At 46.6% G+C, this 23,041-nt stretch carries 21 protein-coding genes; 16 read left to right on the plus strand and 5 right to left on the minus strand.

The features are described 5' to 3' along the window. Positions 1 to 421: 421 nt before the first annotated feature. Positions 422 to 1,987 carry an arylsulfatase gene (locus C9J01_RS09945; protein ID WP_107297998.1) on the minus strand — a complete coding sequence of 522 codons (1,566 nt, stop codon included), beginning with the start codon at positions 1,985 to 1,987 and terminating at the stop codon, positions 422 to 424. A gap of 370 nt (positions 1,988 to 2,357) precedes the next feature. Between C9J01_RS09945 and C9J01_RS09950 the strand changes: the two genes are divergently transcribed. The 9 genes from C9J01_RS09950 to C9J01_RS09990 all read left to right on the plus strand — a co-directional run bounded on the left by C9J01_RS09950 (position 2,358) and on the right by C9J01_RS09990 (position 13,974). Next, on the plus strand, positions 2,358 to 3,905 hold the full coding sequence (locus C9J01_RS09950) for an arylsulfatase (protein WP_107298451.1): 1,548 nt from the start codon (positions 2,358 to 2,360) through the stop codon (positions 3,903 to 3,905). Positions 3,906 to 3,947: 42 nt separating this feature from the next. Further along, positions 3,948 to 6,335: a multiheme c-type cytochrome gene (locus C9J01_RS09955; protein ID WP_419686642.1), complete on the plus strand. Its 2,388-nt coding sequence runs from the start codon at positions 3,948 to 3,950 to the stop codon at positions 6,333 to 6,335. Between the two features lie 120 nt (positions 6,336 to 6,455). Further along, on the plus strand, positions 6,456 to 7,442 hold the full coding sequence (locus C9J01_RS09960) for an AAA family ATPase (protein ID WP_107298000.1): 987 nt from the start codon (positions 6,456 to 6,458) through the stop codon (positions 7,440 to 7,442). An 11-nt stretch (positions 7,443 to 7,453) separates the two neighbouring features. Beyond that, complete coding sequence (locus tag C9J01_RS09965) at positions 7,454 to 8,416, plus strand: DUF58 domain-containing protein (protein WP_107298001.1); 963 nt, start codon at positions 7,454 to 7,456, stop codon at positions 8,414 to 8,416. A 2-nt stretch (positions 8,417 to 8,418) separates the two neighbouring features. After that, positions 8,419 to 8,943, plus strand: coding sequence for a DUF4381 domain-containing protein (locus C9J01_RS09970; protein ID WP_107298002.1), 525 nt, complete (start codon positions 8,419 to 8,421; stop codon positions 8,941 to 8,943). Beyond that, positions 8,936 to 10,012, plus strand: a complete 1,077-nt coding sequence (locus C9J01_RS09975) for a vWA domain-containing protein (RefSeq protein ID WP_107298003.1) — start codon at positions 8,936 to 8,938, stop codon at positions 10,010 to 10,012. The genes C9J01_RS09970 and C9J01_RS09975 overlap by 8 nt, the downstream gene beginning before the upstream one ends. Continuing rightward, on the plus strand, positions 10,005 to 11,705 hold the full coding sequence (locus tag C9J01_RS09980) for a vWA domain-containing protein (RefSeq protein WP_107298004.1): 1,701 nt from the start codon (positions 10,005 to 10,007) through the stop codon (positions 11,703 to 11,705). The genes C9J01_RS09975 and C9J01_RS09980 overlap by 8 nt, the downstream gene beginning before the upstream one ends. Further along, positions 11,702 to 13,006 carry a BatD family protein gene (locus C9J01_RS09985; protein ID WP_107298005.1) on the plus strand — a complete coding sequence of 435 codons (1,305 nt, stop codon included), beginning with the start codon at positions 11,702 to 11,704 and terminating at the stop codon, positions 13,004 to 13,006. The genes C9J01_RS09980 and C9J01_RS09985 overlap by 4 nt, the downstream gene beginning before the upstream one ends. Positions 13,007 to 13,077: 71 nt before the next feature. Continuing rightward, positions 13,078 to 13,974, plus strand: coding sequence for a LysR family transcriptional regulator (locus C9J01_RS09990; RefSeq protein WP_107298006.1), 897 nt, complete (start codon positions 13,078 to 13,080; stop codon positions 13,972 to 13,974). A gap of 16 nt (positions 13,975 to 13,990) precedes the next feature. Here C9J01_RS09990 and C9J01_RS09995 read toward each other — a convergent pair whose 3' ends face one another. Both C9J01_RS09995 and C9J01_RS10000 read right to left on the minus strand, forming a co-directional pair. Next, positions 13,991 to 14,746, minus strand: a complete 756-nt coding sequence (locus C9J01_RS09995) for an alpha/beta hydrolase (RefSeq protein WP_107298007.1) — start codon at positions 14,744 to 14,746, stop codon at positions 13,991 to 13,993. Then, positions 14,743 to 15,126: a DUF2784 domain-containing protein gene (locus tag C9J01_RS10000; protein WP_107298008.1), complete on the minus strand. Its 384-nt coding sequence runs from the start codon at positions 15,124 to 15,126 to the stop codon at positions 14,743 to 14,745. The genes C9J01_RS09995 and C9J01_RS10000 overlap by 4 nt, the downstream gene beginning before the upstream one ends. Before the next feature lie 315 nt (positions 15,127 to 15,441). On the opposite strand from C9J01_RS10000, the gene C9J01_RS10005 reads away from it, so the two are divergent. The 5 genes from C9J01_RS10005 to C9J01_RS10025 all read left to right on the plus strand — a co-directional run bounded on the left by C9J01_RS10005 (position 15,442) and on the right by C9J01_RS10025 (position 20,458). Beyond that, the gene (locus C9J01_RS10005) at positions 15,442 to 16,770 is read left to right on the plus strand and encodes a ferredoxin reductase family protein (RefSeq protein WP_237156934.1); all 1,329 of its coding nucleotides are present in this window, start codon (positions 15,442 to 15,444) and stop codon (positions 16,768 to 16,770) included. Between the two features lie 190 nt (positions 16,771 to 16,960). Continuing rightward, on the plus strand, positions 16,961 to 17,494 hold the full coding sequence (locus tag C9J01_RS10010) for a porin family protein (protein WP_107298009.1): 534 nt from the start codon (positions 16,961 to 16,963) through the stop codon (positions 17,492 to 17,494). A gap of 374 nt (positions 17,495 to 17,868) precedes the next feature. Continuing rightward, on the plus strand, positions 17,869 to 18,180 hold the full coding sequence (locus C9J01_RS10015) for a hypothetical protein (RefSeq protein WP_107298010.1): 312 nt from the start codon (positions 17,869 to 17,871) through the stop codon (positions 18,178 to 18,180). Positions 18,181 to 18,260: 80 nt separating this feature from the next. Then, positions 18,261 to 18,572, plus strand: coding sequence for a hypothetical protein (locus tag C9J01_RS10020; protein WP_107298010.1), 312 nt, complete (start codon positions 18,261 to 18,263; stop codon positions 18,570 to 18,572). 182 nt (positions 18,573 to 18,754) lie between these two features. Then, positions 18,755 to 20,458 carry a protein adenylyltransferase SelO gene (locus tag C9J01_RS10025; RefSeq protein WP_107298011.1) on the plus strand — a complete coding sequence of 568 codons (1,704 nt, stop codon included), beginning with the start codon at positions 18,755 to 18,757 and terminating at the stop codon, positions 20,456 to 20,458. Positions 20,459 to 20,463: 5 nt separating this feature from the next. Here C9J01_RS10025 and C9J01_RS10030 read toward each other — a convergent pair whose 3' ends face one another. Both C9J01_RS10030 and C9J01_RS10035 read right to left on the minus strand, forming a co-directional pair. Then, a complete protein-coding gene (locus C9J01_RS10030) occupies positions 20,464 to 20,835 on the minus strand; it encodes a DUF2237 family protein (RefSeq protein WP_107298012.1) in 372 nt (123 codons plus the stop codon). A 143-nt stretch (positions 20,836 to 20,978) separates the two neighbouring features. After that, positions 20,979 to 21,359: a winged helix-turn-helix transcriptional regulator gene (locus C9J01_RS10035; protein WP_107298013.1), complete on the minus strand. Its 381-nt coding sequence runs from the start codon at positions 21,357 to 21,359 to the stop codon at positions 20,979 to 20,981. 144 nt (positions 21,360 to 21,503) lie between these two features. Between C9J01_RS10035 and C9J01_RS10040 the strand changes: the two genes are divergently transcribed. Continuing rightward, the gene (locus C9J01_RS10040; RefSeq protein ID WP_107298014.1) at positions 21,504 to 22,046 is read left to right on the plus strand and encodes a nuclear transport factor 2 family protein; all 543 of its coding nucleotides are present in this window, start codon (positions 21,504 to 21,506) and stop codon (positions 22,044 to 22,046) included. 154 nt (positions 22,047 to 22,200) lie between these two features. Next, a complete protein-coding gene (locus C9J01_RS10045; protein ID WP_107298015.1) occupies positions 22,201 to 23,040 on the plus strand; it encodes a phosphate/phosphite/phosphonate ABC transporter substrate-binding protein in 840 nt (279 codons plus the stop codon). Position 23,041: the final 1 nt, after the last annotated feature.

A 23,041-nucleotide genomic window follows, 5' to 3' on the forward strand; every position in this document is an offset into this window, starting at 1 on the left:
GAGTCTGTGGGGTTTATTGTTCCATGAAATGAAACGATGGGTTTCCATATTGACGGTTTAATGAAACGAGTTCAGTTCCTATACTTTGCCGCCTTGTATGACAAAAGCAGGCGATGGTGATGGATGAATCATGCAAACATAAAATAGTGGTAAAAGTGAAGAGGTGCTGGTGGCAGCGTTTGCTCTACAAGAGTATATATCGCTGTAGCTACTGTAATGCGGAGTTCAAGCTTTGAGCTTGGATAGCAGAAGGACCCGTGAGATCGTGCAAAGGAAAAGCGCCAACCATCTTCGCAGTGTCAGGGATAGGTTTGTCGATCACTACCAAAGCTCTCAACCCAAACCCAAATCCCAAGAAAATAGAAAACGCCCGCATTCATAGAATGGCGGGCGTTTTGGTTTTATCCAAAAGGAAGCACAGTTACTTTATTGTCTCAACTTTCTGCTGTAGGGCGTCAAGTTGTTGCATCTTGCCTTGCAGGCCAAGGGATTGGTAATTGATCGACGCAGGGTTCATCAATTGGCCTTGCTGCATTGGGTAATCAGGCAGGGTCTTGAAGAAATCACCGATTACGTCCTGAATTGGTACGAACAACCACATGTTGTCAGCCATCCAGCGAAGGTACATACCAGACTCGTGTGGTGCTTTTTCGAATGGGTCAGCACGAAGATGGATGATCTGTGGCCAGTTCTGCTCGAAGCGAACAGCATCAGAAATGTTACCTTCCATCACTGCGAAGTTCAGTTTCCAGTCGTTCCAGCGAACTGCGTTTAGCTCACCGTTAGCTGAGAAGTAGAGTAGAGACTCACGAGGACCTTTGTCTTCTTTACCTTCGAAGTAAGGTTTGAAGTTGTAGCCATCGATGTGAACACGCCAATCTTTACCGTTGGCGGTGTAGCCTTCAGACAGTTTTTCCTTCACATCTGGCACACCAGCAGCATCCATCAGAGTTGGTAGCCAGTCTTGGTGAGCCATCATTTCATTGATACGTGTACCCGGCTCGATCACACCCGGCCAGCGAACAAGCTGAGGTACACGCATACCGCCTTCCCATGTGGTGCCTTTTTCACCGTGGAATGGTGTAGCACCGCCATCAGGCCAAGTCACGGTTTCAGCACCGTTGTCGGTTGAGTAAATTACGATGGTGTTATCGGCAATTTTTAGCTCGTCTAGCTTGTCGAGCAAGATACCGACTTGGTCATCATGCTCCAACATGCCATCGGCATAAATACTGATGCCCGATTTGCCTTGGTACTTCTCTTGTAGACGAGTCCAAACGTGCATACGGGTAGTGTTGTGCCAAATGAAGAAAGGCTTATCGGCTTTAACCGCTTTTTCCATGAAGGCGAGTGATTCTTCAAGGAACTCCTCATCAGCATGTTCCATACGCTTACGGGTCATCGGGCCGGTATCTTCAATCTTACCGTCAGCGTAAGACTTGATTACACCGCGAGGGCCGTAGTTCTTACGAAACTCAGGATCTTTCGGGTAGTAGTAAGTTTCAGGTTCTTCTTCTGCGTTAAGGTGGTAAAGGTTACCGAAGAACTCATCGAAACCGTGAGCGGTCGGAAGGTGCTGATCCTGATCGCCCAAGTGGTTTTTACCAAACTGTGCAGTCATGTAACCTTGCTCTTTCAGCAGGTCAGCAATGGTCGGCGCCCAATCAGGGATACCGTGAGTAGAGCCAGGCATACCAATGGTTAGCAAACCGGTACGGAACGGTTCTTGGCCGGTGATAAATGATGCACGACCAGCGGTACAAGATTGTTGGCCATAGTGATCAGTAAACAGTGCACCTTCATTGGCGATACGGTCAATGTTTGGGGTTTCATAACCCATCATGCCCTGGTTATACGCACTGATATTCCAGTAACCTACATCGTCACCGAAAATAGCCAAAATATTCGGCTTGTCTGCTGCAACAGCAGCGCTCGAGGTCGCGAGAACCCCTAGGCCGACAGCCAGTTTACTTACTTGGTTTGCCATAGTAACTCCGTTCAAATTTAGAGAGTTTTTTAATCAGCACGCAAGGTGCTTATTTGTTGTTGGTGGCTAAGTTACTGGCAATTAAGGGGCTTTGTCGCTTTATAGCAGTTATAACCTTTTGTTAATTACGTCAGCTAATGTTCTGTTTTATCGGGGATTTTAATTAATTTTGAGTAGGTCAGATTTGACTTCGACTGTGATGATCGTCACAGGTGAACACGCAGGCAAGGTTGGTCTTAAGGCACTGCTTCGGATTATTTTAATCGCAGAAAAATACTTAATTTTGAGTGGTACAGGTCGCGGAACTACCCATAGTGAGCTATTAATTTTTGTTGCAGGACGCCATTTTAACTTAGTGACTGAGGTTTATATGACAGCGAGAAAAGGCTTTAAAAGCCGAATAATGATACTTGCAACACTGCTGGTCGGTGCTGCAAGCAGTAGTATCGCAGCAGAGAAACCCAATATTTTAGTTATCTGGGGTGATGACATCGGACAAACCAATGTCAGTGCCTACACATTTGGGTTAGTGGGTTATCACACTCCGAACATAGACAGTATTGCCAAAGAAGGGATGATGTTTACCGATTACTATGGTGAGCAATCCTGTACCGCTGGTCGTTCAACGTTTATTACTGGGCAAACTGTTTTGAGAACCGGGTTGAGTAAAGTCGGGCTTCCTGGTGCTGATCTCGGTTTGCAAGCGGAAGATGCCACTATCGCAGAGTTGCTTAAACCGCTGGGTTATATGACCGGTCAATTTGGTAAGAACCACCTTGGTGATAAAGACGAACACCTGCCAACCAACCATGGTTTTGATGAATTCTTCGGTAACCTCTACCACCTTAACGCGGAGGAAGAGCCGGAAAATGTTGATTATCCTAAAGACCCAGAGTTTCGTAAGAAATTTGGTCCGCGCGGTGTGATCAAATCTTATGCCGACGGTAAGATTGAAGATACCGGTCCGCTAACCCGTAAGCGGATGGAGACGGTGGATGACGAGACCTTAGAGGCTGCGCTGGACTTTATGGATCGCGCGGTGAAAGCCGAGAAACCTTTCTTCGTCTGGTGGAACGCGACTCGGATGCATTTCCGTACCCATGTCAAAGAAGCGAACTCAGGCAAGACGGGGATCAGCTTTTACGCCGATGGTATGGTTGAGCATGATAACCATGTCGGTGAGTTACTGAAGAAAGTGGATGACCTTGGTATCAAGGACAATACCATCGTTTTCTATTCTACCGACAACGGCCCGCACATGAACTCGTGGCCTGATGCCGGTCTGACGCCATTCCGAGGTGAGAAGAATACCAACTGGGAAGGGGCATACCGAGTACCAGCCATGGTGCGTTGGCCAGGCAAAATTGAGCCGGGTAGTGTATCCAATGAGATCATGCACCATATGGACTGGATGCCGACTTTCCTTGCAGCCGCCGGTGATGACAAGATCAAAGAGAAGTTACTTGAAGGCCACCAAGCAGGCGACAAGAATTTTAAAGTTCACCTCGACGGGTACAACTTCCTGCCATACCTAACCGGTGAGGTGGATAAAGGGCCTCGAGAAGAAGTATTCTACTTCACCGATGACGGTGATCTGAGTTCGCTTCGCTACAACAACTGGAAGATCGTATTCTTGGAGCAACGCGCCAAGGGGACACTGCGTATCTGGGCAGAACCGTTCACTCCACTTCGCGTCCCTAAAATCTTCAACTTGAGGATGGACCCTTATGAGGTCGCTGACATTACCTCTAACACTTACTACGACTGGATGCTTGACCGTGCCTTTATGCTAGTGCCAGCTCAAGCCTATGTGGCCAAGTTCCTTGAAACCTTCAAGGAGTTTCCACCAAGGCAGAAAGCAGCAAGCTTCTCCCTTGATCAGGTGATGGAAAAACTGCAACAGCCAACAAATAAATAAGGTGCTGAATTAATATGATTATCTAGGGCTCTTCGGAGCCCTTTGTCGTTTTATAAACTATCTTTATTGCAGGGATACCACTGTTCAAGGATGGTTATGGCGCGATTTGTTCGTTTGGATTGGCTTTTCAAAATTAGCTTACGCATTTGTGCTGTTGGCAAACTGGCTTTCATTTTTATTCCGAGTTTATTATCAGGCCTTTTATCTTGGAGTGTGGCTTCAAAAACCTTGGATTATGTCGGTAGTGAAGCCTGTGCTGAATGCCACGCCGAGCAAACTAAAGCCTGGCAGGGTTCCCATCATGAAATGGCGATGAAGCATGCGACGCCTGAGTCAGTAATGGCTAACTTTTCCGATCAAAAACTCGAACACAAGGGTAAATCCAATCGTTTTTTCAAAAAGGGTGATGAGTATTGGGTCAATATAGCGGGTGCAGATCAGCAATTCTCTGACTTCAAAATTAGTTACACCTTTGGCGTTTATCCCCTACAGCAATATATGGTCGAGTTTCCTGATGGTCGTATTCAGTTAATTCCCTTTGCGTGGGATTCTCGTCCGCCAGAAAAAGGTGGGCAACGTTGGTTTCACTTATATCCCGACGCGACACCGGTTGATGAATTTTATTGGACCAACACTGGGCAGAATTGGAACTTTATGTGCGCCGATTGCCACTCAACCAACCTAAAGAAAAACTACGATACCAAGGCGGATACTTACCAAACGACATGGTCAGAAATCAATGTAGGCTGTGAAGCTTGCCACGGGCCTGCCAGTGGGCACATCGATTATGTCACAGAGCATGATGGTGCTGTGCCTGCATCACATTCCGCCGAACTGATGGGTTTTGAGCGTGACCTTACTGTGTCGGTTAAACAGTGGGTTGCAAAAGAAGGGCACAAAACGCTACAACCTGCTTCCATCGTTCCGACTGATCAAATACAAACCTGTGCGCAATGCCATAGTCGCCGTACCCAACTTAACGAGACAGCGGATCATGTCAAAGGCTCCTTCCTCGATAAATACCGACTCAGCTTGATCACTCCGGATCTTTATTATCATGATGGCCAAATTTACGACGAGGACTATGTATACGGCTCATTTCTACAATCCCGTATGGCTGAGAAAGGGGTAACCTGTACCAATTGCCATGATCCTCATTCAGCAAAACTGAAGATCCCTGAAGAGACGGTTTGTAGTCAGTGCCATGTATCACCGGAATACACTTCCAGTAAACATACGCTTCACTCGGAAGGGACGGAAGCGGCTAAATGTACTACCTGCCACATGCCCGAAACCACCTATATGCAAATTGATCCAAGACGGGACCATAGCTGGCATATCCCACGGCCGGATATCAGCAAGCACATCAACACCCCTAATGTGTGTACTGGGTGCCATGAAGAGAAAACAGATCAATGGGCTGACAAAACGCTTGCCAAGCATTTTCCGAACTCAACGTACCGCAACCAACAGCACTTTGGTGTTGCATTCTATGCCGACAGTATTGGTCATAAAGCCGCACCCGATGCACTCTCATACACAGCGCAAGATTCGAGCTTAAGTGACATTATCCGTGCCTCTGCAGTGTTACGTATGGCAGGAAATACCGGACAGAACACCTTGGTGGCGCTGGCAAGAGCGGTTAAACATGACAGCGAGTTAATACGATTGGGGGCAATTGAAGGCTCCGCCGGTTACGGTTGGCCGGAGCGCTGGCAGATATTATCTCCATTGCTGACTGACCCGGTATTGTCGGTACGAACAGAAACAGCGGCAACTCTGGTTGTGCACTGGCCTCAGATGAATCTTCTACAAAAAGACAGCCTGAACAAGCCATTGCAAGAATATATTGAAATTCAACAGTTCAATGCAGATAGAGGGTTTGGCAGAACGAACCTAGGTAATGTTTATCGTGCAATGGGGGACGTTGACGAAGCTGTCTCTTGGTATCAAGGGGCAATAGGGATTGAGCCATATTTTGCCAACAGTTATGTCAATCTGGCTGACTTGTATCGTAGCCAAAATGAAGAAGGCTTAGCCTTAGAAGTGTTGCAGCAGGGTATGAAAGCTCAGCCAAATGACAGCACGCTACCCTACAGCGCAGGGTTGGCCTATTTGCGTGCTGGCGAGATGCAACAAGCCAAGTCTTTGTTGAAAACGGCAGCTGAAATGGCAGAGGGTAATTCCCATTACTGGTATGTCTACGGTTTAGCGTTGGAAAAAACCGATGTACTGGCAGCAAGCAAGGCTATCAATACAGCCTTTGAACTCAGTGGTAACCCACAGCACCTTTACGCCCAGTGTGAGGTCTTGGCTCGAAATTACCAAACAGGAGAAGTGGCTGAGGCATTTGAAGGTTGTACCCAGCAACTTGGCAAGATGGTACCACCTGAAATAGTCAGCCAGTTGAAAGCTCTGATTAGGGGCTGATAGTAAATTCAAACCATGAAAAGTCCTGCGGCTGTAATGGCTAATATAACTAATAGTTATCGGGCTTATGGGTACGATAAAGGTCATAAAATACTAAAACCTAAGTAGGTGAGGGAATCTATGAACCAAGCACAGCAGGCAATGAATCAGCTGATTGAGCAAACTGAAAAAAGTGTTATCGGCCAGCGCCATGTCGTTGAAGCGCTGGTGATAGGCTTGCTGGCCAATGGTCATATTTTGTTAGAGGGCTTACCTGGAACAGCGAAAACCCGCTCGGTGAAGTCTCTAGCAACTCTTCTCAACACAGAATTTGGTCGAATCCAATTTACCCCTGATCTACTGCCTTCGGATGTGACCGGCACTGAGATCTATCAAGATCTCGATGGTAAACCGCAGCTTCACTTCCAACCGGGCCCAATATTCAACAGCATTGTCCTTGCCGATGAAGTTAACCGGGCGCCAGCTAAAGTGCAGGCGGCATTGCTAGAAGCTATGGCAGAAGGGACGATCACTGTTGGCGATACAACCCATCATTTACCAGAGTTGTTCATGGTATTGGCGACACAGAACCCGGTAGAGCAAGAGGGGACCTACCCGTTACCGGAAGCGCAGATGGACCGTTTTATGATGAAGGTAACGGTTGAATACCCTGAGGATGACGCCGAGCTAGATATCATTCGTTTAGTGCGAGGTGAAGAGCTGGGTGCCGGTGAATCTCGCACCGAAGGCCAGACACAGACGTATATTGAAACAGAACTTGTCCTTGATGCTCGTCGTCAACTACCGAATGTGACGGTCTCTGATTTGGTTGAACGGTACATTGTTGCTTTGGTGATGGCGACCCGAAAGCCAGAACGTTATCCTGATTCTAGCCTGTCAACGTGGATTGAAGTTGGCTCAAGTCCTCGGGCCTCTATTGCCTTGGATAAATGTGCCCGGGCATATGCTTGGCTACAAGGTCGGGATCATGTGTTGCCGGATGATGTTCGTGCTATGGCACCAATGGTACTCGGGCATCGTTTCACGCTTAGCTACGATGCGTTAGCTGATGGGATCAGCCACTTAAGAATTGTTGAAGAACTGCTAGATCATGTAGAAATCGGATAGTAGGGGGCACTATGGCAAAGCCAAATATTGCCCCTCAACCTGCTGGTCTTGATGGTCGTATTTATTGTGATTACTCCCGTTTGGTGCGTCTTCAGTCCCAGATAAATACGTTTAGCCTATTACCGCACCTTAAAGCCGGTAGCGTTTTGTCGGGCCGTCATAATTCTTTGTTTCGGGGGCGTGGGCTGAATTTTGAAGAATTGCGTCATTATCAACTTGGCGATGATATTCGTAATCTGGACTGGAAGGTGACGCTACGAACGGGCAAGCCTCATGTTCGCAGTTATACCGAAGAAAAAGATCGCAATGTCATTATCTGCGTCGACCAGCGCAGTCAGATGTTTTTCTCGTCAACTCAGGTGATGAAATCGGTTATTGCCGCAGAAATTGCTGCCATGTGTGGTTGGCGAGTGCTCAAAGATGGCGATCGCGTTGGTGTTGTTATCGCTTCAACTGACAAGATCTACCACAGCAAATCTCAACGTTCCCAGCATGCGTTTATGGCGCAGCTAAAGCTACTAGCCAAGGCCAACCAGCAACTCAATGTTGATTCTTCCAATAGTGACAAGGTGAGTTTTTCGCTGTGGCTTGAGCAACTCAAACGGATGAATTTATCCCAGTCGACCTTGGTATTTATTACCGATTGGCGAGACTGCGAAGAGCAGCACCTTGATCTGCTCAAACAATTCCAAATGCACAATGATGTATTGGCGGTGATGGTCAATGATCCTCTCGAGCAGACCTTACCGGATGACCTCGCCAAATCCAATTGGGTGGTCGGGGACGGGCAATATCAGCTGACGCTGGACTCACAGGAGAAAATTGCCAGTGCCAGTGCCAGTTTAGCTGAGCAAAGCTTGCTTACTCGCCAGTCACTTACTCGGTTGATGGCATTGAAAAGCCTTCCATTTATTGAGTTGGATACGTCTGGTTCCCACATTAGTCAGTTCCAGCGGCTTGTTGGGAGACAATAACCATGAGCATTGAACATTCGCCGCCGAGCACGTACATACTGCGTGATCTCCATGATGTCACCGTCCCTGATAGTGTCAGTTGGATGCCTCAGACAATTGGCTGGAAAATTCTCACCCTTGGTTTGTTGATTCTGGCAGTCTTCCTCGTTTATCGCCGGCTTCAAACTTGGTGGCAGAACCGTTATCGCACTGAGGCAATCGCTGCGATAAATAACCTCAACCTTAATGATCAGAGTTTTGAAGATAGCTTGTATTCGATTGTGAAAATTGTGCTGGTGTATTTAGACCCTGCCAATGGCAAGTTATTTGGAGCTTCATTACTGCGTCAGATTGACTGTTTGGGGGATGGTAAAGATACATTTGATGGCGTGCTCGGTCAGAAATGGACACAGTCTTTGGTTGATCCAGCAACGGTATTGAATACTGACGAGCGAGCAAGCTTACAACAGAAAGTATTGAATTGGATGATGGTACACCAAAACCAGAAAAAGCTTCGCATTTCGAAGGGAGAAGGGCGTCATGGTTAACTTTTCTCTGATCGATTTAGAGTTCATTCATCCTTGGTGGTTTTTGGCTTTACCACTACCACTGTTGGTTGTCTATTTTGTTCCAGCTTATCGCACCAAGCAGAGCGCGATTAAAGTGCCTTTTTTCAGCCAGTTGATAGAGGCGTTGGGTGAAACCCCTTCAACAGGAGCTAATCAGTTAATGCCATCTTGGTGGCAGCGTATGACCTTAGTGATTTCCTGGGTACTGATTATTACTGCGTTAGCCAAACCAACTATTTTGGGTTCTCCCCAAGTAAGGGAGAGCTTTGGTCGAGATGTCATGGTGCTGGTGGATCTTTCAGGATCAATGGCGGAGCAAGATTTTACCTCAGCATCAGGTCAAAAAGTCTCTCGTCTCGATGCCGTAAAAGAGGTACTGGCAGATTTTGTCAAAACCCGAGAGGGTGATCGTCTGGGTTTGATTTTGTTTGGCGACGCAGCATTTTTGCAAACACCGTTTACCGCCGATCAGGATGTGTGGCTGGCGTTGCTGAACCAAACTGAAGTCGCCATGGCAGGTCAGAGTACCCATTTAGGCGATGCGATGGGATTAGCAATTAAAGTGTTTGATCAAAGCCATCAGGAAAAAGGTGACGAAGATAGGGAGAAAGTCGCCATCGTGCTTACCGATGGTAATGATACCGATAGTTTTGTGGAGCCGATTGAAGCCGCAAAGGTTGCCAAGGCAAAAGGTGTGCGGATCCATATGATTGCAATGGGTGACCCTCAAACAGTTGGTGAAACGGCGCTCGATATGGACACTATCAACCGTGTTGCCCAAGAATCTGGCGGGCAGGCTTTTGTTGCTCTTGATCGTCAGGCACTGTCTGCCGCTTATGAAGAGATTGGCAAGCTTGAGCCTCAACTCTATGAAAGTTCAACGTACCGCCCTAAGCAAAGTATTCACCATTATCTGATTGCGGTTGTTGTTGTGATGTACTTGGTTGCATTCTCGTTGGCAACACTCAATCGACGAAGGAACAGTCGTAAGCATTGGAACTCTGGAGCAGAGTCAAAAGAAGCTGGCTCGGAGGGAAACCATGTTTGATAGTTTGAATCTGCAACAGGTGATATCGCAATTTCATTTCATTAGACCAATGTGGTTGTTGGCTTTTGTTCCTATGGGGTTTTTATTGTGGCTGCGGTGGCAGGAAGATAACCAGCCTTCTTGGAAAGATGTGCTGCCTGATCACCTGCGAAATGTGTTGACCATAGGGGAAAAAGGTTGGAGTAAACAACTGCCGCTTAAGTTACTGATGGCAATTATCGCGATTGCGATAGTGATTTGTGCCGGGCCGACTTGGCAGCGCCAAGCTTCACCTTTTGGTGAGGATAAGGCCTCTATGTTGGTGTTACTTGATAGCAGCGAATCTATGTTAGAGAAAGACTTACCCCCAAGCAGGTTAGAGCGGGCGAAGCATAAAGTGCGTGACTTATTAGCCCTTCGTCAAGGTGGTAGCACAGGTTTGGTGGTGTATGCAGGAACCGCTCACGTAGCTATGCCAATGACCCAAGATACCAAGGTGTTTGAACCGATATTAGCGGCCATATCCCCTGAAATCATGCCTGTCGAGGGTAAGTTCGCCGAACAGGCTCTGCCGCTTATCGACCAGTTACTGCAAGGTCGGCCCGGTTCAACAGTCTTGATGGTATCTGATGGTGTAACCCCAAATACTGCTACAGCTTTTAAAGACTATTTTGCGGATAAGCCTTATCAACTAATGATATTGGGTGCAGGTAACCGAGATGTCGTCAGTGATGCACCAGCAGATTTTGATTCACTAAAGCAACTTGCTAGCGATACTAACGGCCGATTCATTGAAGTCACTGTCGATAGTAGCGATATAGAGCAACTTAATCGCTCTGTTGAGCGTAATATGCAGCTCAACGGTGAATCGTCAATGCCATGGCAGGACATGGGTTATCAACTGTTGTTACCTATTGCGCTGGTAATGTTACTTTGGTTCCGCAAAGGTTGGTTGGTGCAATGGTGCTTGGTGATGACGTTGAGTGGAAGCCTGTTTATTACGCCTGTTGTTAAAGCTGAAACTATCGTTGTGTCAAAAGCGCAAACCACTGAGCCTATTGCAGAGGTGACAGCCTGGGATAGAACAACCCAATGGTGGTGGGATTTGTGGTTAACCCCAGATCAGCAAGGCCAGCGACTATTCAATAAAGGGGAATACCTAGAGGCCGCGAAGCATTTTGTTGACCCGCTAAGGAAAGGGACAGCTTACTACTATGCCAGTGAATACAAGCAGGCCCACCGTGCATTTTTACAAATGAACAATGACTTTGGCTTGTATAACGCGGCGAGTGCGTTAGCGAGGCAGCGGGAGTATCTTGCGGCCAGGGACTTATTGCAGTCTTTAGCTGATAAGGCATCCCTTGCTCCAACCTTACGACCGGATGTTGAAAATAACCTAAAGGTGATCAGTGGCATTGTCGAGGAGATCAACCGCACCAGTGAAAGTCAGGCTGGAACGACTGACGGGCCGGAAGAGTCCTTCGAATTGAGTGATGACAAACCTAGGACGGCTGATGGGGCCGATGAAAAAACCGCAGCAGAACTCATGATCAAAGACTCATTGAATGCCAACGAAATTTTGGGTAGTGACGAACTGGCAGATAAGTGGTTAAGGCGGGTAGAAGCCGATCCTAAGTATTTCCTGCGAGCTAAGTTTCAGATCCAACTCAATGAATCAAATAAAAGCGATTTTACCGGTGAGGTACAGCAATGAGAACGGGGTTAACTTCTTCACTGCCAGTATGGCTAGCAGTCGTTATATCGCTGTTGAGTTTTCAAAGTTACGCTGTCACTATTGATCGACTTGAGAAAAGCAACGATGTTGAAATACAAGCATGGTTGAGCGATGTGAATGAACAGGGCGATAGCAGGGAAGAATCAGAGCAGTCAAAGACACTACCAAGCTTTAGTGTGAATGAACAAATCATCCTATATGTGGAAGTCGCCACCCCACGCTGGTTTACCGGAGGCACCCGGATTGAATCGGTAGAAATCCCCAATGTGATTGCTAAGCAGCGCAACCAGCTGGCAACTAATTATACCGAGCGAAAAGGCGGGCAAACCTGGTCGCGCCAACGGTGGGAAATCACCTTGTACCCCGTTAAATCAGGAACGTTTACGGTGCCTTCTTTGGCAGTTAATGTGCAGGTGTCAGCACCGGATGGCTCTAACGTCTCTGGCAATTTGTATACCCAACCGATGAACTTTAACGTGAGTTTACCGTCTGGTTTGCTCAGTGATGATACACCTTGGTTTACTGCGACCCACGTTGATGTAAAGCAAGAGTGGTCACAATCAAGCGATGAGCTGAAAGTAGGTGATGCCATAACACGCAAAGTCACTGTCAATGCTCAAGATAGCCTTTCAGTGTTGCTGCCGAACCTGTTGAAAAGCGATTCATCGCCGTACTTCCAAGCCTATCCGCAACCTCATCGATTGAATGATACGCAAACACGGGGCGACTACCAATCGAGCCGCATGGAAGAAACGGTCTACGTAATACAGCAAGGCGGTGATTTCAAGTTACCAGAGCACCAGTTCCAATGGTGGAATGCGAAAACCAATAAATTAGAAACCGTCACCGTTGAGGGTAAGAGCTTTCATGCTCGTCATACACCGGCCTCTTTTGTGAAGGCCAATTTTCATTGGCTGGTATCTTTATTATCGACCCTGGTTATTGTTCTCATTGTGTTGCTTGGCGCTCGGCGTTATTTCCGGACACATCCAACCCCGCCTTGGCTTTTGTTTTGGCTGGAGGTTAGAAAAGGTGAGTGGTCGAAGGCAAGGGCACAGTTGTACCGATACTTACGTGTCTCAACCGATCATTTGGAGATGGGCAAAGCTGATAGTGATAAAGCTTGGTTGAAAACCAGTCTTCAAGTACAAACCGGTGCAGAAAAAGCTTACGTCTTCCATAAGATGTGGCAGATGATCAGCGGAAAGAAGGGCGCTCGTAATGGGTTAAGGCTACCTAAAGCGCTACCTAAGTTAGATAAGGGTCACAAGGAAGGCTAGTTTACTTTAACTTATTGAAAAATAATGCCTATGATAAATAGTATAAGAATGACGATAAAATATAGCGAAAGATGAAAAGCACTGATTTAAACCTGATTCCTATTTTTGTAGCCGTGTATGAAGAGCAAAGCCTTTCCAAAGCGGCTGTGAGGATGGATGTTAGCCAACCTGCGGTGAGTAAAGGACTAAAGCGCCTGCGTGAAATTTATGATGATCCTTTATTTCATCGCAACGCCAGTGGGGTGGAACCGACGGCGTTTGCCAGCGATATTTACCCTGCTTTAGCCGCTTCATTTAAGAACTTTAGTTCGACGCTTTCGGCTTCGCGGGAGTTTGATCCCAAAACATCAAAACGGATCTTTTCGATCGCCTGCGTTTCAGTAGCCAGTTACAGCATTGTACCTGCACTGATAGAGCAAGTGCGTTTAGAGGCGCCGAATATCGCATTCGAAATCCATCCGCTATTTACTGAAGACATGGAGTCGGATTTACGCTTACAGCGTTATGATTTAGTCATTGATTTACCGCCTCGTGGTCGAAGCTTACTGAAATCCCAAGTACTTTATTCTGAAGAACTTAGTGTCGTGTGCTGTAAGCATCACCCCCGTATAATCGACTCGATTACTATTGATCAGTTTTTAGCGGAAGATCACGTAGTGGTTGCCCGCTGGCATGCCCGTCGTAGCTTATTGAATGCCGAAGATATCCCAGAACTTGATCAGCGAAATATTATCGTAAGGGCTCCAGGTGCTGTTGAAATGTTGCCGATAATTGCCGGTTCAGACATGATAGGTATCTTGCCAAAATCAACCATTGAGTCTTTTTCGGAGCTTTATGACATCAAGGCATTACCTTTGCCGTTTGGTGAGAATATTTACGACCTTTGCGCAATTTGGCACCCCAGCCGGACGACTGAAACCAGTCATCGCTGGCTGAGGCAGTTGTTGTTTAAAGTGGTCAAAGTTTAGTTCAGCGTTAGGTCGACTAGTCTAATGCACGCTTCAGCCCTGACGTATATTCCGGATATTGTGAGATAGTATTGTGGCCAGCATTATCGATAATGATGACTTCTTGCAGTTGCTCGTCAAATTCGGCAATTAGCTGATCGGTTCGCGAGCGGGAAATTACCTGATCCCTTCCAGCAATGAAAATATAGGTTTGGGCGGTAATTTCTTTGGCTCTTTCCGATGATTGGTATCTGTCTTTGATAAACCAGGAAACGGGGAACATCCAATAAATGTCCTTGGCAACATTTTCAATGCTATCGAAAGGCGTTACCAAAATAAGCTTGTCCACTTGCCGGTTGGCTGCCACATAGCTAGCTATACCTGAACCAAGGCTACGGCCCATTAACGAGACAGATTGATGCTGGTTTTGTATCGCCTCAAAAATCTGCACTGCATCGTTATATAAGTTAGCCTCAGTCGGCGTCCCAGGATTGTTGCCATACCCACGGTATGGGATCAGGTAGACGGTATAGTTAGGGATAAACGCTTTGAAGAAAGGGATGTTGGCTTCGATGTTTTCTGCGTTCCCGCCATAGTAGATTAATGCCTTAGGTTGTCCTTCATTGACGACCCAGCCGGATAGCTTTTCACCATCTACAGTAAAATTGATGTTCATTTCACCATAGAAATTACTGGCAGGCTGTGGGTAGTAGAGGAAATGACGTTGTAGGGAACAAAAAGTCAGGAAGAAGAGGGCGTAACCTACCACTATGATAACTAAAAGACTTTTCATTCATGCGTCCTGCCTTGCCTGTGTCTATACCAATAATAGACGAACGCATAAATTACGATGTTGACTGTCAAAGCAGCAAAACCTAAAACGACTTGGACATCAAAACTAAGGGCTGGCGGGTAAATCACCGGAATAAGGTAGTGTTCGACAAACCCTCCTGGGTAACCTTCACCACCTGCGGCTTGGCGCAATTGGTTTTCCAAGGGTGTGAGAGGGCATATCCAGCCCTTGAAGCTAATCACGGCAACCCACAATGCCGCTGGTATATGGAGAAGCAACATATAGTTCCGCCAAAGTACCAGCAATCCTCCGAGTAAAGCGAATATGATAAACAGTAGGTGGAATATGACGACCAAATCAGCAAGGAATCGATACATCATAAGCAGCTAAGCCATCAGAGCTCGCATTGGGATCACTTATCCACGTCGCCTTCAACGCCTTCATGTGAAAGGTCGCCGGAGAGTTCCCAAACAAAGCACTATGCACAATCAAGTTTTTCATTCTCCACTCCATGACCTTCAGTTAACAAGAAAATCTTAGCCCACAAAACTTACTACCTGCCATAACTTCAATCTCAGCGATGAAAATGCCAGCTTCTTGCTTTGCCTTTCGAGCATAGTGACTCAACGACTTTTTCACATTTGTGTTGTTACTCTGGCTTGTAGTGCAAATGAGCTTTTGTTTGGAAGAATCCCATGAATAGAAATTTGTTGTTCTGCTTTGGCGTTGTGTTTGTGGCTTTGCTGCTTCCAGTCAGTATCTTCAATATCGGAGAAGCGACGCCTGAGTGGTCGTTGTTTTGGCAGGTACGTACTTATTTCGTTACCTACAGTGGGATGGTATCTATGATTTTGATGTCGCTGTGTATCATTCTCTCTGTTAAGCATTGGCCAGTAGTGAGGTGGCCAATAGAGAAATGGTTGGGCGGTCTCGACCAGCAGTACCGGCTACATAAGTACCTTGGAATTTCAGCTGCATTTTCGGCTCTGTTTCACTGGGCCAGCTTTTTGAGTGATGATTTTGCCATGGATCTGGGTTTTGTTACTCTTAAAGACGAAACCTTTCCGTTCTGGACATTGGTAGAAGCGCTAGGGGACCCTGCACAGCTCATCGGCGAATATGGCTTCTATTTTACCGCAGCCTTTGTCCTGATAGCCTGGATAAAGAAATTCAAACACAATGTATTTCAATTTTCACATAAGCTATTCCCTTACCTATATTTGCTGCTGGTGTTGCATATGGTGATGTTTTTCGATGCTAGCCTGTGGCTGACTTTCCCTGGCTTGGTACTACTTATGACCAGCACACTTGCAACTGTTGGCAGCTTACTGACTATCTTAGGCTTTAATGGAAAACAGAAGCGCTATCCTGCAAAAGTAGAGCGTTTCACACCCATGAACAATGGTGTGGAAGTGGTGCTTAAAGTCGACCCACAAAACTCGAGGGAATTTCAGTTTAAGCCAGGACAGTTTGCCTTTATTGGGTTTGGTGATAAAGAGCGAGCACACCCATTTAGCCTTGCCTCTGCCTGTCATCGTGACGGCACCGTTCGCCTACTTATCAAAGCGAATGGTGATTACACCAACGCGCTGATCAATAGCCTGAAGGTGGGGCAGGCTGCACAGGTTGAAGGTCCTTACGGCTGCTTCAATTTCGACGATGAGGCAAAACAGCATATCTGGTTTGCTGCAGGTATTGGTATCGCACCATTTCTTACCGCGATAGAAGCTGTCGGAAAAAATAAGACAGTGAGCCTGTATTACAGTTTCCGTGAGAAGGAGAGTGCTTTGTTAGCAGAGCTAAAGCAAAGAGCGATAGAGGCCGGTGTTGACTTGCATGTAAGGGATACTACTTCACAAAGCCGCTTTGCTAGTGAAGAAATTATCAGCAATGTCCAAGATATCAATCAATGCAGTGTTTGGTTCTGCGGTCCATCCGAGCTTGGCAAGCGACTCGAAAGAGATTTTGCCAAAGCAAAGCTACCTTCAAAAGCCTTTCACAGAGAGCTATTTGAATTTAGGTAAATTAGGTATTTGATATTTGCAAAGCCGTTGGGAGAGCAAGTTTCAGGCAATCTGTTGCTGTACAAAAACTGAACGATGTTGCTTTTGATTAAAATTAGAGTAAAAACTCAGATCTGGTGCAAAGATAATCCTTGTCAGCTTAGTAATATGGGGTTGTTGTTCCATGTTACAGCAGAGAAAGGAGTGAATAATGAGAAGTTTACCTTTGATTAGCATTATTTCGATAGCTGTGGCGACACCTGCGTTGGCAACGGATTTTTTTGTTGGGGCGGGTGTTGGTTGGCAGCAAGATGAAATAAAACGTACCGTTGAAAAAGACAGTGAAAGTGTGCATTTCCAGCTTCGGGCCGGGGCAATCCTTGAACAAGACCACCGTATCACTGCGGCCTATTCCTACAAGGATGATGATGTCCGAGCGGAAGGGGAGAAGTATAAGCACTATATGCACTTGATGACATTATCTTACGACTACATGATGCCGTTCGCTTTTGATGGGCGGTTGGCGGGATTTGTAGGCCCGACAATGGGTCTTTATAACAATAAATTTGATAACAGAAGCCGGACCCACTTCACCTGGGGCGGTCAAGTGGGTTTGCAATATCGCCTGCCACAAAACTGGAGTGTTGATCTCTCTTACCGCTATCTAGATATGGATGTTAACGGTAGCCAGCATGAGTTGGATGACACCCAGCAAATCACACTAGCAGTGGACCGCCGTTTCTAGCCTTACGCCATTGACTGCTTGCAGCGCCTGAGTTATATGATTAGCTCGGGCGTTTATTTTACCAGAGGTGTAATCACGTGCTCGTAACCAATTGTCAACGAAATGTACACCAGCAACGCAGCCATTACACAACTCCCTAACCAGAGTCTCTCACATTATTCCTACGCCAATATATTCAACTCATCAATAAAAAACTTGAACGAAATTGCTCAGTTCACCTGACGGCTCTGTTGACTCTCTGGGAATGTAAATAAAAAATCGAAACTAATTAGTTTTATTTTCTTGACAGCTTCAATAGCCGAGCCTACATTTAAATTAACAAAACGAAACGGTTTAGTTTCGAAATCAAAAAACAGTCAGAGAAGGAATACAACATGCTTAAATCAATCGCGCTATCAACTTTACTTGTCGCTTCAATGTCAGCTTCAGCTGTTGATCTCAACATCACAGATTCAGGCTCAGGTCTTCATATCAAGGCAACAGATCAATCAGCACCGGCAGCAGGGCTTAAGGTGAATGTAACCAATGTCCCTCAACTCAACGGGTCGTCATTTACCACTGATGAGAACGGCCGAGTCTTTATCCCGCTGTCATTGAATGCCAGTCGCTCAGTAAAGGTTGTTGCGACAGATGATATGGATATGTCAGTTGCATCAAGAACTGTTTTCCATAGCCACTCGCGCTAAAAACAGGTTACGCATTACAACTCATCAAATAACACTAGATAAAGGCTGCCACTGGCGACCTGTTAAAGAAGGAATACAACATGCTTAAATCAATCGCGCTATCAACTTTACTTGTCGCTTCAATGTCAGCCTCAGCTGTTGATCTCAACATCACAGATTCAGGCTCAGGTCTTCATATCAAGGCAACAGATCAATCAGCACCGGCAGCGGGGCTTAAGGTGAATGTAACCAATGTCCCTCAACTCAACGGGTCGTCATTTACCACTGATGAGAATGGCCGAGTCTTTATCCCGCTGTCATTGAACGCCAGTCGCTCTGTAAAAGTTGTCGCGACAGATGATATGGATATGTCAGTTGCATCAAGAACTGTTTTCCATAGCCACTCGCGCTAATCTCAGCCTTAAGAACCCTGCAAGGTTTCAAGGTTTCAAGGTTCAAGATATTAAGATTGCAGAGTTTTGATTGGCCATTGAATTAGATTACGAGGCATTAAACGCTAGCCGTTAATGCCTTTTTGTCGATCTAGACGTATGATTGCCAATAGGTTCAGGAAAAATAAACGGGTATCAAAGCGATGAGTGTACGAGAGGGAGCAGGGGAACCTGCCAATATTTCCACTTTTGACGAGTTTGCCAAGTCCGCAGACTACTCTTTGATGGATACGTTAAACCCAGACCCAGATGCCACGGAAGATGGTAACGACTTTTCCCCACGACAGGTATTCTCCGGGCATTATGTCCCCGTAAAGCCTTCACCGATTGCTGATCCTGTTTATATCAGCCATAGCCAACAGTTTTTTAGAGAGTTGGGGCTAGATGACAGCTTGGTATTGAGCGAAGGGTTCGCAAAGCTATTTTCAGGTGATATCACCGATGTGCCGGCACCTATGCGCAAGGTAGGGTGGGCGACTGGCTATGCGCTATCCATTTTTGGTAATGAATATACTGAGCAATGCCCATTTAGAACCGGTAACGGTTATGGTGATGGTCGTGCGGTCTCGGTGTTTGAAGGTGTGTTCAACAACCAGCGATGGGAAATGCAGCTAAAAGGAGGCGGGCCAACACCATATTGCCGAGGTGCTGACGGTAGGGCGGTACTGCGCTCTAGTGTCAGGGAATTCCTCGCCCAAGAGTATATGCATGCGCTCGGTGTTCCATCGACCCGCTCACTAAGCTTATTCGTTTCACAATCCGAAACGGTTGATCGTCCATGGTACAGCGAGGGTTCCCGTTCGGAAAATCCCGATATTATGGTCTCCAATCCTGTTGCTATCTCAACTCGTGTCGCGCCTTCATTCTTACGGGTAGGCCAGTTGGAACTATTTGGCCGAAGGGCCCGTGTGGGTGATCGCCCTAATGCAATGGCCGAGCTGGAGATGATCGTCCTGCACGTTATCGAGAGGGAATACAAAGCGCAGATTGACGCAGATTTGCCTATGGCAGACAAAATACTCGCTTTAGCGACTGAGTTTCGCGACAGGTTAACTGACTTGGTGGCGAACTGGCTGCGAGTGGGTTATTGCCAAGGTAATTTCAATAGCGATAACTGTGCGGTGGGTGGATTCACCATAGATTACGGCCCATTTGGCTTCTGTGAATACTTTGACCCTTATTTCCAGCCATGGACGGGCGGTGGCCGCCACTTCTCCTTCTTTAACCAGCCACTGGCTGCCGAGAAGAACTTTGAATCATTCTGCTCCGCGCTAAAGCCGCTACTGCAATCAACCCCTGAAGCATTAGAGCAACTGGAACAGATCATCGAAGATTTCTCCACAGTGATGGAGGGTAAAGTTAGTAAAATGTGGGCTACCAAGCTTGGGCTGGAATCGCTCGACAGTGAATTGTTCACTCAACTTTTATCACTGATGATGAAAACCCACGTTGATTACACGATTTTGTTCCGCCAGCTTTCGAGTCTGCCCAAGGAGATTTCCGAGATATCAGATAGCTTCTATGCGGCGCCAAATGAAGAACTTCAAGAAGCTTGGAACCAGTGGCTGACCTCTTGGCGGGAGAAGTTTAATCCTGCAATAAGTCATGACGAAATTTCAAATCAAATGAAGCGGGTGAACCCAAAATACACCTGGCGTGAGTGGCTTATTGTGCCTGCTTATGACAATGCGAAGCATGGTGATTTTGCGCTTATCCATGAACTGCAACAAATTCTAGCCAATCCATATGATGAACAATCTGAATGGGTGGAGAGGAAATATAACCATCTGAGGCCGCTTGAATATTTCACTGCTGGTGGGGTATCCCATTACAGTTGCTCATCATAGTTGCTCTATTTGGAATCAACAGCATGCTGCTTTAGTACATCAATAGGGATTATATCCAAGGTACTCACTTCGCAGCTTGCTAATACAACCGGTGGTGCGCAACCGGCCTGCCATGCTTCTTTCCAGCGCTGGGCACATAGGCACCAACGGTCTCCAGGCGCTAAGCCGGGAAAATCAAACTCCGGCCTTGGCGTAGACAAATCATTACCCTGTGCTTTGGTAAAGGCGAGAAACTCATCCGTTACCAAGGCACATACGACATGAAGGCCTGCGTCGCTATGATCGGTGCGGCAATAGCCGTCCCTAAAGAATCCGGTCGTAGGCGAGCAGTTACAGAGCGCCAAGGGGCCGCCTAACACGTTAGTTTTACCAGTCATGGTCACACCTAGAATGATTCAGTTTCAGTGTTCAATACCATTGGTTGGACAAGATATTGTTATTCACTATAGGCTAAATGATCTTAGTGTAGTTGCTCTTGGTGTAGTTGCTCGCAGGGCTTAAGCCCGCAAGATTGACTGGTTTAACTCCTTTCATCATAGGCCTGACGTGCTAGTCTGATATCGCCCTGATGTTGTTCAGCCCAACAGACCAATTGGTAGAGAGGCTTAACCAAGTCGCGGCCCATTTCTGTTAGGCAATACTCGACCCTGACAGGGACTTCAGGGTATACCGTCCTGCTCACGTATCCTTCCCGTTCCAGATCCCTAAGAGTTTGTGTCAGCATGCGCTGGGATATTCCTTCCACCCTTGATTTGAGGGCATTGAATCTTTCGGTGCCATCTACCAGGGCAAAGAGAATAAGCATTGACCATTTATCACCGATTTGCGAGACGACATTTCGCACAGGGCAGTCTTCATTGTTATGGAAGATGCGTTTTTCAGGTTTGGCTTGTGTTGTCACGTTACATTCCTTTTGGATTTCTCACTCACATGGGTTACCAAAATGTGCCTATCACACCTTTTGGTGCCTTCTTGAATACTAGGTTACTAATAATTACCATGGTGATCAATGTATACCAAAGCGGAAAATCACTAGGAGTGAGTTATGCGTAAAACAATGGCATGTTTGATTCTTCTTGTAGTAAGCACAGTCGCCAATGCGAATAATAAAGATACCTTGATGGTCGATTTAGATTCTCTGCAAAAACCGAATTGGACCGAGCAGGAGTTGGCCAACGCAAAATTGGTCACTGATTTCGTACAGAACCTGATGAATAACCATAACTTCGACTATGTGCTGGAGCACTACAACGATAGCGCGTATGTTCAGCACAATAGAAACCTACCCGATAAAGTCACCGGTCTGGTCGGTTTTCTTACCGAGTTTGTCGAGGAATATCCAGATTACGCTTATGACGTGAAGCATATCTATGTTGATGGCGACTATGTGGTGTTTCACTCCCATGCCACGCTAAATCGAGACGATAGGGGTAATGATCGAAAAGGGATGAATATTATCGATACGTGGCGTATCGAAGAGGGAAGGGTTGTAGAGCATTGGGACTCGATTCAGGCACTCGATTTTTCTATGCGGCTATATTCCCTTATTAGTGGCGGTGAGATAGAAAATTCGAATGGCGTGTTTTAGCTGTTTAAACCAGTAAACTGAAAGCGGTTGAACTGCCTAAACTTGGCACCTTTTTTGACTATTTTTCTGTATCAGCAACAGAAACTCGTCAAGCACAACAATTCACCTTGATACAGCAGCATCTTGAACTGGGGAATTGAAGGGAGGTGGCAATATGCGAATCAATTTGAAAAGCAAAATCACACATGCCTTTATCGCTTTGGCTGTGTGTTTTACATCCGGTGCTTCAGCCAGTCAGGAACCGGCTGAAGTTGCTAAGCAAACCTTGGTATTTGGTGTGGTGCCACAGCAGTCAGCCGCTAAGCTAGCGGTACAGTGGGGGCCGCTGCTCAAGGTATGGGGCGAAGTAACCGGTTTGGACATTCGTTTCGCGACGGCACGGGATATTCCAACTTTTGAGCAGCGCCTTGCTGCTGGGGAGTACGACATTGCCTATATGAACCCGTACCATTTCACCCTTGTAAACCAAACTCCGGGTTACACCGCCCTGGCCCGTGCCAAAGACAAGCGTATCACCGGGATAATGGTTGCGAGAAAAGATTGGCAAGGCAGCCTTGATGAGTTGGACAATACATCCCTCGCTTTTCCTGCCCCCCGCGCGTTTGCAGCATCTATCCTGACCCAATCTGAATTGCGCCAGAAAGGGCTCTCCATTTCAGCTAATTATGTTGGCTCACACGATTCTGTATATATGGCAGTCGCAAGGGGACTGTATCCTGCCGGTGGTGGGGTGATGCGTACCTATAACAGCCTTGATGAATCAATTAAACAGCACCTTACCGTCATTTATCGCACCAATAGCTATACCCCCCATGCGATTGCATTTTCCAAAAGCCTCGATAAATCAACGACCCTAGCTCTGCAGCAAAGTCTGACAGCAGTTAATGAGCATGCTGATGCCCAAGCTGTATTCGAAAAGTTGAGTATTAAGGGCCTAGAACCTGCATTAGACAGTGATTGGGATGATGTCGTATCGCTCGATATCGAAATGTAAC

The sequence above is a fragment of the Photobacterium rosenbergii genome, assembly GCF_003026455.1.
GTDB classification, from domain to species: domain Bacteria; phylum Pseudomonadota; class Gammaproteobacteria; order Enterobacterales; family Vibrionaceae; genus Photobacterium; species Photobacterium rosenbergii.